This is a genomic window from uncultured Butyricimonas sp., from assembly GCF_959596855.1.
In the GTDB taxonomy this organism is placed as follows: Bacteria; Bacteroidota; Bacteroidia; order Bacteroidales; family Marinifilaceae; genus Butyricimonas; species Butyricimonas muris.
Genome location: NZ_CAUFYA010000008.1, coordinates 35,208 through 52,419, shown reverse-complemented (window position 1 = coordinate 52,419; position 17,212 = coordinate 35,208). Strand labels below are relative to the sequence as shown.

The following is a 17,212-nucleotide window of genomic DNA, read 5'->3' as shown; positions in this document are numbered from 1 at the left end:
GATGTCCAGAGGATAAACGGAGGAAGAACGAAAGAGGGGTATGATTAGGGTAGGACTTCAATGGGTTCTCCGTGGGTTTTCTGTATGATATTCCTCGAAAGACATTACCCCAAATTCAAATAAAAATAGCAGATGGTTTAATTTCATCAAAAAGGAAGTTTTTGACAATCACTCATTTTCATCAACCACCTAACAAATCTTTCCCTAATACAGTAGTTATAAATTTCTGCGTGGGGCTATTAGGAGAATTGGGTTCTGTATTCTGCAAATATCCTTTATTTACAAGAGGTTTGATGTATTTCTTGTAATTATCTGAATGATATTTCAAATTGAGATGTTCTAAAATCTCGCGTCTGGAATGAGCAATCAAACAATATTCCAAGATGATCAACTCTGTTGTTACTCTGTCGTTACTCTGTCGTGTTACTCTGTCGTTACTCTGTCGTATTACTCTGTCGTTACCTTGTCGTTCATTTGTGGAAAGGATTGTTTCTACACCTTCACGACAAGGTATATCAATCAAAAAATAAGTACGGTCAGGGTCTGTTTCAATAATAGCTCGTGGCGAACCATTCTTGCGAAGTTCGTCTTGTATGGTTGGAATACCTGTGCTTCGACCTTCTGTCAAGTCTAACTCTTTCAAAAAGTCGCCTAAGCGACGATTACGATATCTTCGTGAACGCAACACTTCCCCTTCCCGAATGGCTTCAATGGTAACAGAACGGTCTGGTCCCGAATAACTCAATATAGAAACTTTATCGGGTTCAATGGTAATCTCCACGGGTTCACGTTCCTGATAATCGCGATGATACAATGCATTAACAACCGCTTCTTCCAAAGCTTGATAGGGGTAATTGAAGTATCGGATTGACTCGGCACGGTCTTTTAGCTTTACCACATATTCACGTATGAAAGTACGCAAATAGTTCAGTGTCTCTTTTATCATCTGTGGCACAGTACCTGTTATAACCGGAGCCTCATAAAAATTATTCGGGTTTTGAACACGTCCTTCCGGGAATACCACAATTTCTACACGCGTGATAGGAAAGAACTTTTGAAGTTCTTCGCAAAACATCATAGCGGTAACATTTTTCAAGTATCTACGTTCTGTTGATCCTTCATAAAGATTCATCTGATCCAAAGTTTTGTCTAACTCTTGCGCGTTAAAACTTTTTACAAGACGACTACCAACCTTTTTTAAGTGATCGTAAACCAATACAGGCGAAATATCATCAAGCGTAATATCGGGATTGCCCCGGTCATCAAATGGTGTACGGTTAGCCAATTCACGCAATTGGTCGAGTATTTCACCCTTTGCCTCTATAGAGCTACTACCACTACGAATGTAAAACTTCGGTCTGCTATGCTTGGAAGTCACATCCTCCATCACGCTAAACGGACGATTTACTCCACTTGGCACCCAAATGACGAGGAGTGATTTGCCATCAACCTCTTCAACTGATGTACGTGGCATATAGTATGGTTCTATTTTATTGTTAAAGCCAACCATATCTCTTAAAATCCTATCAATGGATTCTTCCGATACACCAGTCACGGGACGTTTGGCAATACCGTTCTCTTCCTCCACACCTAAAAGGATGTATCCTCCACCAAGATTATCCAAATCATTAGCAAAAGCACAAATCGAATGATAAATTTTTGAAGGATTCCATCCCTTTTTAAATTCTATTCGATTGCCTTCTACTTTATTTTTGGACAACAGGTCATTTATATTTATCGGTAATGCCATAGTTTCAATATTTACATTCTATCTCAAAAATAATGATGTAAAGATAATGATTTTCTCAAGTAAGTGAATTAAAGAAAAATTATTTGGCTTTTTAATCGAGAGAGCACTTCGTTTTCTTGGACGATTGGTATTCTTGGGGTTTCCCTCTAACAAGTCGTGTATATTAGGTTATTCTCGGTTCATTGACGAGTTGAATCTGCGATATTAAATTTTAAACTACAGATTAGCCAATTCACGCCAATATTGCTAACTTTGCACCGTGTATGACAAACTCAGATTATTTCAAATTGTAGAAAATGGCCGCATTAAGGTTCTTCTTTTACTTATTGATGAAACCCGCAACCCTCGGTATGGCATTCATCGGAATTTCCGGTGTGTTTGCGCCGTATACCAACCCGAATAGTTGGTGGATTCCGGCGCTGGCAGGATTATTTATGCCCGGCATTATTTTCGCGAATTTATATCTTTTCATTTTTTGGGCTATTTGCAAAAAATGGTGGGTACTCCTGCCACTTATCACAATCATATGTAATTACAATTATTTTACGGGAATATTTCAATCTCCATGGAAAGAAGATATCCCCTATATAAAAGACAACGAAATAACCATTGCCAGTTATAACGTGGAAGGATTTTTCTGGATCGCACGTAACGTGAAATACAATATAAAAAAAATAGTTGAAGATAATCAGATCGATATCTTATGTATTCAAGAACACTGCGAAGAACCTCAACAAGACTCAATAGCGATAAAGAAACGATTCGGTCTACCCTACCGATGTGTATTTTTTAACAGACAAGAGGCATGGGCTAATTTCGGAATCACGATTTATAGCCGCTACCCTATCATTCGATACGGGGAAATTGATTTCAATTCAAAACAGAACAATAGCATGTGGGCGGATATTCTAATTAAAGGAGATACAATCCGTGTTTTTAATAATCACTTACAAACCACAAATGTCAGTCCCAACAGCAAAAAATATGAAAAATATAAAAGCGTCAAAGATTGGAAAGGTCAGGCACGCACGTTGGTAACCATCGTGGAGCAACTAAAAGAAAATTTCAATATACGAGCCAATCAATCCATACAAGTCAGACAAATCATTGACACCACCCGCTATCCCGTTATTGTATGCGGCGACTTCAATGATACTCCTGTATCTTTTGCCTACAACCATATTGCCGGAAAAAATATAACAGACGGATTTCGGGACAGAGGAAAAGGATACGGACATTCATTCAATGGCATCAAAGGATTGCTACGAATAGATTTTATCGGTTATAACGAATCATTTATCGGGTTGGAATATCAATCCCCCCGCCTCTCGTGGAGTGACCATAACCCGATTATAATGAAAGTAGAGTTAAAGAAAGACCATGTATAATAATTCTTTCCAATCTATCCAAAATTTGTACTAAATAGCATATATTTGCATTATTACAATATAACATCGGCGTACTTTTAGAATAACAATATAATGGCAGCACTCAGATATTTTTTCTCCCTCTTGATGATTCCGGTCAGTTTTGTGGCGGCGGGGATCAGTATTGCCGCGTACATGGCGGGACAAACTAACCCGAACGAATCGACATGGATCACGTTTATCGGTTTAGCCATGCCTGTCGTTTTAATCATAAACCTCGTTATACTCGTCTATTGGATTATCGGCAAGAGGTGGTGGGCAATTGTTCCTGTCGCGGCTATCTTTCTTAATATCGGCTATCTCACGTCTATTTTCCAAGTTACGGTTTCATCGCCGGAAACCCCAAACGGCAAATTACCCATACGCCTCGCCAGTTATAACGCGGGTAAATTCAAATCGTGGGAGAAGTTCGAAACACAACACTATATCTCCGAATTTCTGAAAAACGATCATGTAGACATTGCTTGTTTCTTAGAATACCGGGAAGACACGAAAATCAACGCAGAAACTTTATCCCGGCTATTGAATCTACCGTATCATGCCGTGACGTATTTACCCGGTTCTACCACGTTGGGAATAGGTATTTTCAGCAAATACCCTATCCTGCAATCCGGCAAAATACCTTTAAACTCCGCGACAAATGATGCCATGTGGACTGATATTCAAGTCGGCGAGCAAACGATAAGAGTGATTAGTTGCCATTTGCAAACGACCAATTTCAGCGGGAAACGCAAACTACTGGATGATCCGGTATTCCAAAACACGGATATACAACAAAAAGAAGAAGTAGTACTGGATATCACGCAAGAACTATCCAAAAACTTCAAACTCAGAGCCACGCAAGCCGATATCGTGCGACAAGTTATCGACACGACAGGTGTCCCGACCATCGTGTGCGGGGACTTTAACGATACTCCGTCGTCATACACCTATCACCGTATCAAAGGAGAACTGAAAGACAGTTTCAAGACAAGCGGCAACGGTTACGCTTACACGTTCCGGGGTTTGCATCGGCTGTTGCGAATTGATTTCATCTTCTATTCCGACGAATTGAAATGTATAGACTACTACTCCCCGGAAAAGGAGTGGAGTGACCACAATCCGGTTACCAGTGAGTTTTATCTAAAATAACAGACATGATACAGTTTCTTCAAATATTATTCTGGATTTCCATTTTCATCGTGTTCTACACTTTTATCGGGTACGGGATACTGCTATATATACTCGTCAAATTCAAGGAAAAACGACATCCGGCACAACCATTGGCACTTCCGGAGAATCTTCCCGACGTGACGCTTTTTATCGCCGCCTATAATGAAGAAAAGATCGTCAAGGCAAAGATGGATAATTGTATGCAACTCGATTACCCGAAGGATAAACTTAACGTGGTTTGGATCACGGACGGTTCGACAGACATGACAAACAGTATGTTGAGAGTCTACCCCGACATAACTGTATTTTTTTCCCCGGAACGTAAAGGCAAAACTGCCGCACTCAACAGAGGAATGCAATATATAGAAACACCTTACACTGTTTTCACGGATGCCAATACGATGCTCAATGCCGACGCTATTCTGGAAATTGTACGATGCTTCACGGATACAAAGGTCGGTTGTGTTGCCGGAGAGAAGCGTATTGAAGTAAAAGACAAAGACAACGCGGCTTCCGGGGGCGAAGGCTTCTATTGGCGTTATGAATCAAAACTAAAAGCGTGGGATTCAAGATTATATTCCGCGGTAGGTGCAGCCGGAGAGTTATTTGCCATTCGGACGGAATTATTCGTCCCGATGGCGGAAGATACTTTACTCGACGATTTTATTCTCTCTTTACGCATTGCCATGCAGGGGTACAAAATAGCTTATTGTGACAAAGCATACGCCATAGAATCCGGTTCTGCTAACATTGAAGAGGAACAAAAACGAAAGGTACGCATTGCCGCGGGAGGGCTTCAATCTATCCGACGGCTACGCCCTCTTCTTAATCCTTTCCGTTACGGGCTCCTCTCTTTTCAATATATCTCACACCGGGTGTTACGCTGGTCTATCACTCCCATTCTCCTTTTCCTGCTATTACCCGTGAATCTGATTCTGGTACTCGCGACACATTTTACCCCGTTATATAGTGTTATTTTTGTACTTCAAGTTATTTTCTACCTGTTAGCTTGGACAGGGGCATCACTTGCCAGAAAACAAATCAAAGTAAAGATACTGTTTATCCCGTACTACTTCACTTTCATGAACTTGAATGTACTGAAAGGATTCTTCTACTTGAAAAAGCATAAGGGGAAAGGAACTTGGGAAAAAGCAAACAGGGCAGATTCGTAAATCCGCCCTGTCCTATCAATAATGATATTACTATTAATAAACTAAATCCGAATTATAATTAAAACTCCACTCATCTTGTGTTTCAAAGCCTGCTTCGCCATTCACCCATTTCTCAAAGTCAGGATAAGCGTCATAAATCGCCTTACTCTCTTGCGGATATTTTAACGGAGTATCGAGAATCAATGCCCAAACCCAATTTTCCGGAGAAGAAAAATTTCTATTATTACCGTGATGCAACAATTCGGGCTCCATCTTTGCCGTTGCCGGACGCCCTTTCACGTGTACTTCTTTGCCTCTTGTACCAAAAGTAACGAACAAGTCCATCATATTCCCCGCATTGTCCGGTTCCAATTGGATTTCGGTTAATTTCGGTTTCTGGGAAAACTCGATTTTTATTACTACTTCCTCCGCATCAAATCGCGGTAAATTGCGATCGGTATTCAAAATACCACCTTCTTTCCCAAAACAAGAATACAAGTTTCCGATCAACGGGACAATATATTCTTCCCCCTCTTCATTACCTTTCTTGTTTAGAGTAAACATTTCATTCTCCATGAATACTTGTCCGCTGACTTTGTTCACAGCCAAATGTTTCATGGATTTATTGACAAAGTTAAGAGCAAGTCCTACTTGCTTGTAAGCAGCACCACCCATAGCTACCGGTTTGATCCATATAGTCAGTGATTTCACTTCTTTCCCATTATTATTATCACTGATAGTCTCGTATCCTAATCTAAAATTAAATACGACATCATTCATATCCAGATCTCCCAACCAAGGAAAAATATCTTCAACCATCATACTCGCCCAATACCCCTCACCCGGATAATAAATCATCCGGTGCCCGTTAGGAACCTCATCACCCGGCGCTCTTGCAATAGAGTACGCCATAGCTGAAGATTTCACTTTCAATTCCCCACCTTTAATCCCCGTCGTAAATGTATATTCGCCCGCTTCAAGTCCATCCCCGATCAATAACTCTTCACCGTTCTTTACCAAATAAACTGACGAAGGTTTATCCAGTTTCAGATCTTGTCTTTCTAAAGTTTTCCAGTTAAAATCTAACGGAACAACCAAATCCTTATCCCCACCTTTATAAGGACCGTCTTTGTGGCATGCTGTGAATAACACCCCTAAAACTAAACAGCATAATAAATTTCTCATAATTACCTTTTTATCAAAAAATAAAAAACACCAAATACTACATCACCGATTCAAAATAATCGATGGTTTTCAATAATCCTTCTTTCAAAGGTATCGTAGGTTCCCAGTTTAATTTTGTTTTTGCCAGAGTGATATCCGGCTTTCTCTTTCTCGGATCATCCTCCGGAAGTATCTTGTACACGATTTTAGATTTCGAGCCCGTTAACTCCAGTACCAGATGAGCCAATTCCAACATCGTGAACTCTCCCGGATTCCCTATATTTACAGGTCCGGTAAACTCGTCTTCCGTTGCCATCATCCGTATCATTCCTTCAATCAGGTCATCCACGTACTGGAAACTCCGTGTTTGAGTACCGTCACCGTATATTTCAATGTCTTTCCCGGATAAAGCATTTACAATGAAATTCGATACCACACGCCCGTCATTCTCTGACATTCTGGGACCATAAGTATTAAAAATACGAACAATCTTTACAACAACTTCCGATTGACGGTGATAATCCATGCACAATGTTTCGGCACATCGTTTTCCCTCATCATAACAAGAACGCTTTCCTATGGGATTCACGTTCCCCCAATAACTCTCTTGCTGTGGATGAATGACAGGATCGCCATATACTTCACTGGTTGAAGCTTGGAGCAATTTGGCTCCCGCTCCTTTCGCCAATTCCAGCATATTCACCATTCCCAACACGGAAGTATTAATTGTCTTTACCGGATCATATTGATAATGAATCGGAGATGCTGGACAAGCCAGATTATAGATTTCATCCACGTTCTTTATATAAGGCCAGATAACATCCCTCTCTGCCAATTCAAAATTCGGAAGTTCCATCAAATGACTAATATTCTCCCTCGTTCCCGTGAAGAAATTGTCCAAACATACCACATGACTACCCGATTGAATCAATCGGTCACACAGATGCGATCCTAAAAAACCGGCACCACCGGTCACTAATACACACTTCATATATCCTCAACTATATTGAGTACAAATATATGAAAAATATTCGAAAACCATACAACATAGTACGATTTTCGAATATTCAAATAGTAACCTAATTTATAAAATCAATACATTTGATTCAATTGCTCTTTGATCTTCTCATTGGTGATATAATCGTCGAAATCCATTCGCTTGTCAATCATACCCGCGGGAGTCAGTTCAATAATCCGGTTACACACGGTTTGTATGATCTCGTGGTCATGCGAATTCATCAAGACTACCCCTTTGAACGCAACCAATGTGTTGTTAAATGCTTGTATGGACTCCAAATCCAAGTGGTTCGCCGGAGAGTCCAGCACCAGTACATTCGCGTTAGTCAACATCATCTTGGCAATCATACAACGCATTTTCTCTCCCCCGGACAATACTTTTACACGTTTGTATATATCTTCACCGGAGAACAGCATCTTCCCAAGGAAACCTCTCAAGAAAGTTTCGCTCGTGTCGGCAGAATATTGCCCCAACCAATCCACCAAGGTCATATCCGTCTGGAAATACGCCGAATTATCCAAAGGCAAATAAGCATTCGTGATGGTTACACCCCACGTGAAACTACCCGTATCCGGTTTATCATTGCCCGTGAGTATTTCCAACAATGCCGTCATCGCTCTCGGATCACGGGACAGGAAAGCAATCTTATCCCCCTTCTCCACGGTAAATTCGACATCTTTGAACAAAGTTTGTCCATCCACGGTCTTACTCAAATTCCGGACATCCAGAATACGGTCGCCCACCTCCCGTTCCGGGGTAAAAATAATACCCGGGTATTTACGCGTAGAAGGCATGATCTCCTCGACATTCAACTTTTCCAACATCTTTTTGCGACTGGTCGTCTGTTTGGACTTCGCCACGTTAGCGCTGAAACGAGAAATAAATTCCTGTAATTCTTTTTTCTTCTCCTCGGCTTTTTTGTTCTTGGCTTGAGCCTGACGCAACGCTAATTGGCTTGACTCGTACCAGAAACTATAATTACCCGCGAACAACTGTATCTTACCGAAATCAATATCCACGGAATGGGTACAAACGGCATCCAAGAAGTGGCGGTCATGCGACACGACTAAAACGGTATTCTCGTAATTCGCCAAATAATTCTCCAACCACATCACTGTTTCCAAGTCCAAATCATTCGTGGGCTCGTCCAGTAACAAATTATCCGGTTTGCCAAACAGCGCTTGTGCCAACAACACCCGCACTTTTTGCTTACCGCTTATATCTTTCATCAATGAATAATGCAGATTCTCTTTGATCCCCAACCCACTCAACAAGTTAGCGGCATCACTCTCGGCATTCCAACCGTCCATCCCGGCAAATTGTTCTTCCAACTCGGCTGCACGGATACCATCCTCATCAGAGAAATCCTCTTTCATGTAAATGGCATTCTTTTCCTGCATGACTTTCCATAAAGAGGAATGTCCCTGCAACACGGTATCCAACACGGTACACTCGTCAAACGCGAAGTGATCCTGTTTCAACACGGACAACCGTTCCCCGGGACCAAACATGACCGTACCTCTTGTCGGGTCCAATTCCCCGCTCAATATCCTTAAAAAAGTAGATTTTCCGGCACCGTTAGCACCTATCACACCATAACAATTGCCCGGGGTAAACTTTAAATTCACATCCCGAAACAACGTCCTTTTCCCAAATTGAATCTCTAAATCCGAAACTGTAATCATTTTTTCCTTTTTCTAAAAACGCCCGCGAAGGTACGCGTTAAAAAGTTGCCATGCAAGTTTTTAATGCATCTCTCCAATCCCGGATTTCCAGTTCAAACGTATCTTTAATTTTCTTTTTATCCAAAACAGAGTAAGCAGGGCGTTTCGCCTTAACGGGATACTCGGCGGTCGTTACCGGATTGACTTTACAATCCGCTCCCGCGAGAGCCACGATCTCTTTCGCGAAATCATACCAAGTACAGCCCCCCTCGTTCGTGAAATGATATATTCCTTCCCATTCGGGCAAATCCTCGTTTTCCATGATTTTAATGATCGCTTCTGCCAGATCGCCGGCATACGTCGGCGTGCCCCACTGATCATTCACCACGTTTATCTCGTCCCGCTCGTTCGCCAAACGGGCTATTGTCTTCACGAAATTATGACCGTAAGCAGAATATAACCATGCCGTACGGATGATAATATACATACAACCCGATTTCTTTATAGCTTCTTCCCCTTCCAATTTTGTCCGACCGTACACGGTTTGCGGATTCGTGGCACTCTTCTCGGTGTAAGGTTGGTCTGCCGTGCCGTCAAACACGTAATCCGTCGAAATATGAAGCAATATACAATCATGTTGCAATGCTGCATTTGCCAAGTTGGCCACGGCATCACGGTTAATCTTGGCTGCACGCTCCTCGTCATCTTCTGCCTGATCCACGGCGGTATAAGCCGCACAATTGATAATCGTGTCTATTTCATGTGTTTCAATAAACGACGATACCGCTTTCGCACTCGTGATATCCAATTCCTCCACGTCCGTGTAAAACACGTCGTCCAATAACGAAAAACTTCTATTTCTTAACTCGGTTCCGAGTTGTCCGTTCGCTCCTGTAACTAATATATTAGCCATAAACCTTTCTGATTTTAGATTTTAAATTTAAAAAACTCCCTCCCGGCTTCGCCGTACTCCCTCTATAAACAGAGGGAGAGCTAAAATACTCACTGTCTTCGGTAAGAATCACCAGTTCCTCCTCTGTTTATAGAGGAAACCGGCGATTAAGCGAGGGCAGAAAGAGAGCTTGCTCTCGGTTTGCCGAGCGGGAGCTGGTTCGAGACCGGCTTCCGGGCTCACTTGGCGGCGAAGCAGACGGAGGAGTTTTTAATTTATACATTTTCAACTATTTTATCAAACTTCTCGAACTCGGAATTTTTACTGACAAACTCCGGGACGATGTCTTTCATCATCTTTACCATCTCCGGGATATTCACCAATGCTGCCAATTCATTCAAGACATCCAACTCTTTGGCAACTTCCTTGTAATTATACTCTCTCACCTTGGCTACCCGAATTTTATCGTGCGCCGTGGGCAAAGTATTCTCCTTATTGCTCAACAACTCCTCGTATAGCTTTTCCCCCGGTCTTAATCCCGTGTATATGATAGAGATATCTTTATCCGGATTAAAACCCGACAATTCGATCATCTTCCGTGCCATATCAGCTATCTTAACCGGACGTCCCATTTCAAATATATAAATCTCTCCGCCTTTTCCCATGATACCCGCTTCCATCACGAGTCGGCAGGCCTCCGGTATCGTCATAAAATAACGGATGATATCGGGGTGCGTCACCGTCACGGGACCTCCATTACGAATCTGTTCCCTGAACCTCGGGATTACCGATCCGTTAGAACCTAACACGTTCCCGAACCGTGTCGTGATAAAACGTGTGATTCCCTCGTGTTCTCCATCCCGGATAGCGACACTAAGGCTTTGCACGTAAATTTCCGCCAAACGCTTGGAAGCCCCCATCACGTTCGTGGGGTTCACCGCCTTATCCGTCGATACCATGACAAACTGTTCTACCCCGTAACGAACGGCATGATCCGCCACGTTCATCGTACCGTACACGTTTACCCGTACAGCCTCACAGGGATTCAACTCCATCAAAGGTACGTGCTTATACGCTGCCGCGTGGAACACAACCTGAGGACGATAATTCCGGAACACGAAATCCACCCGTTCCTTAGATCTCACGTCGCCTATCACCGGCACAAAACGAGTGTTAGGGAATTTATCCGTAAATTCCAGTTGGATGTTATGCATCGGCGTTTCGGCAGAATCAAAAAATATCAATTGCTTTATATTGAAACGAGTCAACTGACGGCACAATTCGCTTCCGATTGAACCCGCGGCACCTGTCACCATAACCACTTTCCCGTCGAGTCCCTCGCCGATCTCTTTCATACTAATCTTGATCTCGTCACGCCCCAACAATTCTTCCAGACGGATTTCTTTCATCTGGGGACGAGGTAATTGCCCGTCATTCACTTCTTCCACGGATGGCAATACCAACATTTCCATTCCCAACTTCTGGCAATAATTCACCAACCGTTTCTGTTCTTCCTGTGCTGTCCGATAATTAGGAAACACGATCCCTTCTATTCTCAATCGCTTCACCAAACGGCTGAAAGCTTCTTCCCCCGTGACGAAATAAACGTTTTCTCCCGATAAACGGTAATGTTTATAACGTTTCCCTATCGTGAGGTACCCCGCCACCTTGTAAGAGGGTAAAAAACTATTGGACACGGCATTACTCAATGAAGCACTGCAATCATCCATACCATAAATCAACACCCGTTTCTGTCCCCCGTTTACCCGTACTTTCAAGAAATCATACATAGTCACGAGCAATACGCGAACAGATACCAGAGCCACCGTCGTTGTCATCATATCCAAGATTCCTCCCAGTATCAGACGCCAACCGGAAATCTCCGGGTATATCACGTGTACCAAAGGATACAAAATCACGACTTTCAATAACATGGCTATTCCTAATCGCCATGTTTCCCGTAAAGTTGTAAAACGCATCACCATGCGATGCGAATGTAATACGGCAAAAGATAACGCGCTGATTATCGCCGCAAAAATAGCCAGCCACCCGACAACAGACCAGCTTACCGGCTCTTCTCTCACGAAACGGACGAACCAATAGGCAAAGACCGTCACCCCGGTGGATATCAGCACATCACACCCCATCACGATCCAACGGCTAAGATAACGTGTGTGCACGATCTTGGCAGCCAATCCGTTCTGTCCAAATAAAAAATTCTTCATTCTATCCTCTTTTACAACAATATCGCTTCCCGAAAATTCGGATGCTTCTTATCTTTTTCAGACAAAATTAAATCTTCAGCCGGAATCTTCCAATCTATTCCCAGTTCGGGATCATCGAAACGTACAGCCGCCTCATGTCCCGGGGCATAAAATTCGTCACATTTATATTGAAATATCACCTCATCGCTCAATACCACGAAACCATGCGCGAATCCCTTCGGGATGAAAAACATCCGTTTGTTCTCCTCGCTCAACTCCACGACCGCGTGTTTGCCAAGTGTAGGTGAATCCTTCCGCATATCGACAGCCACATCCAATACCTTGCCTTTCACGACCCTCACCAGCTTTGCCTGCGTGTAAGGCGGTAATTGATAATGCAATCCTCTCAATACCCCGTATTTGGATTTGGACTCGTTATCTTGCACGAAATTGATTTCGCTCACGTTCTCGTTGAACCATCGAGCGGAATAACTCTCGAAAAAATAACCGCGTTCATCTCCAAATACCCGCGGTTCAATAATAACCGCCCCCTCGATTTCCGTTTTTATTACCTTCATTACAATTGAAAATTGAAAATTGAAAATTGAAAATGTAACATACATTTCCAATCTCAATTTAGTAATTATACATGGTACATTTCCTTGTAATAATTCATGTACTCTCCACTAGTTACGCTATCCAGCCAGTCTTGGTTTTCCAAGTACCATTTCACGGTCTTCTCGATACCTTCCTCGAACTGCAAAGAGGGTTCCCATCCCAATTCTTCGTGCAGTTTCGTGGAGTCGATAGCGTAACGCAAATCATGTCCCGCACGATCGGTCACGTAAGTGATTAATTTTTCGGAAGCACCTTCCGGACGTCCCAGAAGACGGTCGGTCACTTTGATCATTACCTTGATCAAGTCTATATTTTTCCACTCGTTAAAACCACCGATATTATACGTGTCCCCGATTTTTCCTTGATGGAAGATTAAATCTATGGCACGGGCATGATCTTCCACGAACAGCCAATCCCGCACGTTCTCACCCGTTCCGTATACCGGAAGCGGCTTATTGTGACGGATATTGTTAATAAACAGCGGAATCAACTTTTCCGGGAACTGATAAGTTCCGTAATTATTCGAACAGTTCGAAATCTTCACGGGCAACCCGTAGGTATCATGATAAGCCCGGACGAAATGATCGGAAGAAGCCTTTGATGCCGAATACGGGGAATGAGGATCATACTTTGTCGTTTCCAAGAAGAAGCCTCCATCCGGTTGCAAAGAACCGTATACTTCATCCGTTGAAACGTGATAGAACAACTTATCATCAAAATTACCGTCCCAAGCCAATTTAGCAGCTTGCAACAAACTCAGTGTTCCCATCACGTTTGTCTGCGCGAAAGAGAACGGGTCCCGTATCGAGCGATCCACGTGGCTTTCTGCCGCCAAATGTATAACCCCGTCAATATGATATTCAGAGAAAATCTCACGCATCCGTTCGAAGTCACAAATATCCGCTTTCACGAACTCGTAATTCGGCATATTTTCCACATCCTTCAAGTTAGCGAGATTTCCCGCGTAAGTCAACTTATCCAAATTGATAATACGGTAGTCCGGATATTTATTTACCATTAACCTTACCAAATGGGAACCAATAAAACCTGCACCACCGGTTATTAATAAATTTTTCATGCTTCAAAATTTAGTTGCAGGTTGCAAGTTACATTCGCCTTCGGCGAGTTGCAAGTTGCAAACTACAAGTTTATCTATTCAATTTTTATTTCATTTACCATGCTCTTCCAAGTAAATTATCAACTTACCTCTCCACAACTTCCCTTCGCTATCTGCAAAAACTTTTTAAACATCACGTTGCTTCCCGCTTCATACCCCTCCGCTATGTTATTCATCACGGACACAGCAGCTCTTCTTATCTGGTCATTAAAACCATAATCCTTCACATCAGCAGTACCCAAGTAAATTTGCTTCACTAATTCCCGAGCATCCTGCCAAATCTTAAACTCCTCAAAACATTTTACCGTCCCCATAACCTGCAACCTGAATTTATTACTAATATTTTCCCCCAACCTGCAACCCGCCGAAGGCAAATGCAACCTGCAACTTGTTGAAATTACTCCAGTAATTTCAACAAATACTGTCCGTATTGATTTTTAATCATGGGTTGGGCTAATCCCTTTAACTGTTCTGCTTCAATCCATCCTTTACGATAAGCAATTTCTTCCAGACAAGCGATTTTCAAACCTTGGCGTTTTTCAATCACCTCCACGAAAGTAGACGCTTCCGCCAATGAATCATGAGTACCCGTATCCAACCACGCGAACCCGCGTCCCAACAACTGTACCTTCAAATCACCTTTCTCCAGAAAAGCCTGATTCACGGTAGTGATTTCCAATTCACCGCGAGCGGACGGTTTTATTGTCTTCGCCACTTTCACGACCTCGTTCGGGTAAAAATATAAACCGACCACGGCATAATTGGACTTCGGTTGTTTTGGTTTTTCCTCGATACTCAAAACGTTCCCGTCCTTATCAAATTCTGCCACGCCGTACCGTTCGGGATCATTCACCCAATAACCGAATACGGTAGCTTTGTTTTCCTCCTTGGCATGTTTTACCGCGTCCAACAGCATTCCCGTGAAATGTTGGCCGTAAAAGATGTTATCTCCCAACACCAGACACACGGAATCATCACCGACAAACTCCTCGCCGATAATAAACGCCTGTGCCAACCCGTCCGGACTCGGTTGTTCCGCATACGTGAAATGTACCCCGTAATCGGAGCCGTCACCCAACAGACGCTCGAACCCCGGTAAATCTTGAGGCGTTGAAATAATTAAAATATCCCTAATTCCCGCCAGCATCAATACTGAAATCGGATAGTAAACCATCGGTTTGTCGTATATCGGCAACAACTGCTTCGATACGCCTTTGGTAATTGGATATAACCTGGTCCCGGATCCACCGGCTAATACAATTCCTTTCATATCTTCTATTTATGACGCGAAGTTATCATTTTATTTATAGGCTCCAGTATTTCATCTGATGAATTTTTCCCCGGTAGATACCTTTCACATCCCCGAGCACGGCATGTTCATAAGTCAATCCCCGGAAATACGCTTCGTCCAAATCTATATATTCTTTGTGAGAAACGGCAACAATTATCGCGTCATAGTTCGCTCTCGGCTGTTCAATCAATGAAAAACCGTATTCCCGAAGAACTTCTTCCGGATCGGCATGCGGGTCTGTAACATCCACGTCAACCCCGAAATCTTTCAACTCGTTCACGATATCCACCACTTTTGAATTACGGATATCCGCCACGTTCTCTTTAAACGTGATACCCATCACCAGCACCCTCGCTCCCAGTATATTCTTGCCCATGGCGATCATTCGCTTCACGATCTTTTTGGCAATATACCCGCCCATTGTATCGTTCACGAACCGCCCGGCATTAATCATTTGCGGGTGATATTTCAATTCTTTTGCCTTGTGTACCAAATAATAAGGATCGACACCTATGCAATGTCCGCCGACCAAGCCGGGATAGAACTTCAAGAAATTCCATTTTGTCCCAGCAGCTTCCAGTACATCATACGTGTTGATTCCGATACGACTGCAAATAATAGACAATTCGTTCATCAAGGCAATATTGACGTCCCGCTGGGTATTCTCGATAATCTTACCCGCCTCGGCAACTTTAATACACGGGGCCCGATGCACCCCTGCTTTCACCACCAACTCGTACACTTTCGCCACGGTTTCCAATGTTTCCGCATCACCGCCGGACACTATTTTCACTGTATTCGTCAACGTGTGTACCTTATCACCGGGGTTAATCCGTTCCGGGGAATAACCGATCTTGAAATCCACCCCTGCCCGTAACCCGGAAACCTCTTCCAGAATCGGAACACAGTCCTCCTCCGTGCAACCGGGGTAAACCGTGGATTCGTATACCACGTAATCGCCTCTCTTTAACGCTTTTCCCACGGTGCGGGATGCTGACAACAAAGGAGTTAAATCCGGTTGGTTAAAACGATCTATCGGGGTGGGCACAGCCACGATATAAAACGATGCTTCCCGCAACACGTCTACCGAAGAAGTAAACTCGATATCCGTGTTCTCGAATGCTTCCGCGCCTAATTCATCACTCGGATCTATATGTTCCCGCATTTTTGCCAAACGCACCTCGTTTATATCAAAACCTATCACAGCAATCTGCTTCGCGAACTCCAACGCTATCGGCAATCCCACGTATCCCAACCCGACCAACGCCAACTTCGCCTCCTTATTTATCAACTTGTCAAACATAACCATAATTTAGAATTTAAAATTTAGAATTTAGAATTATCTCGATCATTCTAAATTTCCAATCGGTCTTTCGGTTCGATAGGAGTGTAAGGCCCGTCTTTCACCTCGAATATCACGGTGTCCTTCTCCATAACTTCCAGCGTGTGCCATTGCCCGGCAGGAATATAAATACCATAATTTCCCTCCGACGGAGCAAGTTCCACTTCTTCCGTCACCCGCTTGTCATCATCATAAAAATACACGCGAATCCTTCCGCGGAGCACAATATAAGTTTCCGCCGTCATACAATGACGATGAACAGGCAATTCCGTTCCCGGTTCCAGTGCATTCAGCAAACGTTGCGCTTTCGCATCCAATGAATCATGAAAATTATAATTCATCCGCAAACGCTCGCTTTCCCTCGCCTGCCGGGATACTTCATCCAATAATTCGTTATCTATTATCTGCATATTTTATTCGCC

General features: G+C 43.1%; 15 protein-coding genes. 3 read left to right on the top strand and 12 right to left on the bottom strand.

Translation table 11 applies throughout. The annotated features are described in order from the left end of the window. Positions 1 to 181: 181 nt before the first annotated feature. A complete protein-coding gene (locus tag Q5866_RS05415; RefSeq protein WP_303179340.1) occupies positions 182 to 1,750 on the bottom strand; it encodes an RNA-binding domain-containing protein in 1,569 nt (522 codons plus the stop codon). A gap of 350 nt (positions 1,751 to 2,100) precedes the next feature. Between Q5866_RS05415 and Q5866_RS05410 the strand changes: the two genes are divergently transcribed. The 3 genes from Q5866_RS05410 to Q5866_RS05400 all read left to right on the top strand — a co-directional run bounded on the left by Q5866_RS05410 (position 2,101) and on the right by Q5866_RS05400 (position 5,501). Continuing rightward, positions 2,101 to 3,138 carry an endonuclease/exonuclease/phosphatase family protein gene (locus Q5866_RS05410; RefSeq protein ID WP_303179338.1) on the top strand — a complete coding sequence of 346 codons (1,038 nt, stop codon included), beginning with the start codon at positions 2,101 to 2,103 and terminating at the stop codon, positions 3,136 to 3,138. Positions 3,139 to 3,231: 93 nt separating this feature from the next. After that, a complete protein-coding gene (locus Q5866_RS05405) occupies positions 3,232 to 4,308 on the top strand; it encodes an endonuclease/exonuclease/phosphatase family protein (protein WP_227215864.1) in 1,077 nt (358 codons plus the stop codon). Positions 4,309 to 4,313: 5 nt separating this feature from the next. Beyond that, positions 4,314 to 5,501, top strand: coding sequence for a glycosyltransferase family 2 protein (locus tag Q5866_RS05400; RefSeq protein ID WP_292266332.1), 1,188 nt, complete (start codon positions 4,314 to 4,316; stop codon positions 5,499 to 5,501). 33 nt (positions 5,502 to 5,534) lie between these two features. On the opposite strand, the gene Q5866_RS05395 is transcribed toward Q5866_RS05400, so the two are convergent. The 11 genes from Q5866_RS05395 to Q5866_RS05345 all read right to left on the bottom strand — a co-directional run bounded on the left by Q5866_RS05395 (position 5,535) and on the right by Q5866_RS05345 (position 17,200). Further along, complete coding sequence (locus Q5866_RS05395; protein ID WP_303179336.1) at positions 5,535 to 6,665, bottom strand: LruC domain-containing protein; 1,131 nt, start codon at positions 6,663 to 6,665, stop codon at positions 5,535 to 5,537. A 37-nt stretch (positions 6,666 to 6,702) separates the two neighbouring features. Further along, positions 6,703 to 7,635, bottom strand: a complete 933-nt coding sequence (locus tag Q5866_RS05390; protein ID WP_186976341.1) for a UDP-glucuronic acid decarboxylase family protein — start codon at positions 7,633 to 7,635, stop codon at positions 6,703 to 6,705. Positions 7,636 to 7,736: 101 nt separating this feature from the next. Continuing rightward, the gene (locus Q5866_RS05385; protein WP_099293587.1) at positions 7,737 to 9,347 is read right to left on the bottom strand and encodes an ABC-F family ATP-binding cassette domain-containing protein; all 1,611 of its coding nucleotides are present in this window, start codon (positions 9,345 to 9,347) and stop codon (positions 7,737 to 7,739) included. A 37-nt stretch (positions 9,348 to 9,384) separates the two neighbouring features. Next, positions 9,385 to 10,239: a dTDP-4-dehydrorhamnose reductase gene (gene rfbD, locus Q5866_RS05380; protein WP_099293588.1), complete on the bottom strand. Its 855-nt coding sequence runs from the start codon at positions 10,237 to 10,239 to the stop codon at positions 9,385 to 9,387. A gap of 254 nt (positions 10,240 to 10,493) precedes the next feature. Beyond that, on the bottom strand, positions 10,494 to 12,443 hold the full coding sequence (locus tag Q5866_RS05375; RefSeq protein WP_099293589.1) for a nucleoside-diphosphate sugar epimerase/dehydratase: 1,950 nt from the start codon (positions 12,441 to 12,443) through the stop codon (positions 10,494 to 10,496). Between the two features lie 11 nt (positions 12,444 to 12,454). Further along, on the bottom strand, positions 12,455 to 13,000 hold the full coding sequence (gene rfbC / locus Q5866_RS05370; protein ID WP_099293591.1) for a dTDP-4-dehydrorhamnose 3,5-epimerase: 546 nt from the start codon (positions 12,998 to 13,000) through the stop codon (positions 12,455 to 12,457). A gap of 65 nt (positions 13,001 to 13,065) precedes the next feature. Further along, entirely contained in the window at positions 13,066 to 14,118 is a 1,053-nt protein-coding gene (gene rfbB / locus Q5866_RS05365) for a dTDP-glucose 4,6-dehydratase (protein ID WP_303179331.1), read from the bottom strand. Between the two features lie 119 nt (positions 14,119 to 14,237). Further along, a complete protein-coding gene (locus Q5866_RS05360; protein WP_099294684.1) occupies positions 14,238 to 14,471 on the bottom strand; it encodes a four helix bundle protein in 234 nt (77 codons plus the stop codon). A gap of 83 nt (positions 14,472 to 14,554) precedes the next feature. Further along, entirely contained in the window at positions 14,555 to 15,427 is an 873-nt protein-coding gene (gene rfbA / locus Q5866_RS05355) for a glucose-1-phosphate thymidylyltransferase RfbA (RefSeq protein ID WP_186976338.1), read from the bottom strand. A gap of 34 nt (positions 15,428 to 15,461) precedes the next feature. Then, positions 15,462 to 16,751 carry a nucleotide sugar dehydrogenase gene (locus tag Q5866_RS05350; protein WP_099294686.1) on the bottom strand — a complete coding sequence of 430 codons (1,290 nt, stop codon included), beginning with the start codon at positions 16,749 to 16,751 and terminating at the stop codon, positions 15,462 to 15,464. A 50-nt stretch (positions 16,752 to 16,801) separates the two neighbouring features. Then, positions 16,802 to 17,200 (bottom strand): WbuC family cupin fold metalloprotein, encoded by a 399-nt coding sequence (locus tag Q5866_RS05345; protein ID WP_303179329.1) that lies wholly within the window; start codon positions 17,198 to 17,200, stop codon positions 16,802 to 16,804. Positions 17,201 to 17,212: the final 12 nt, after the last annotated feature.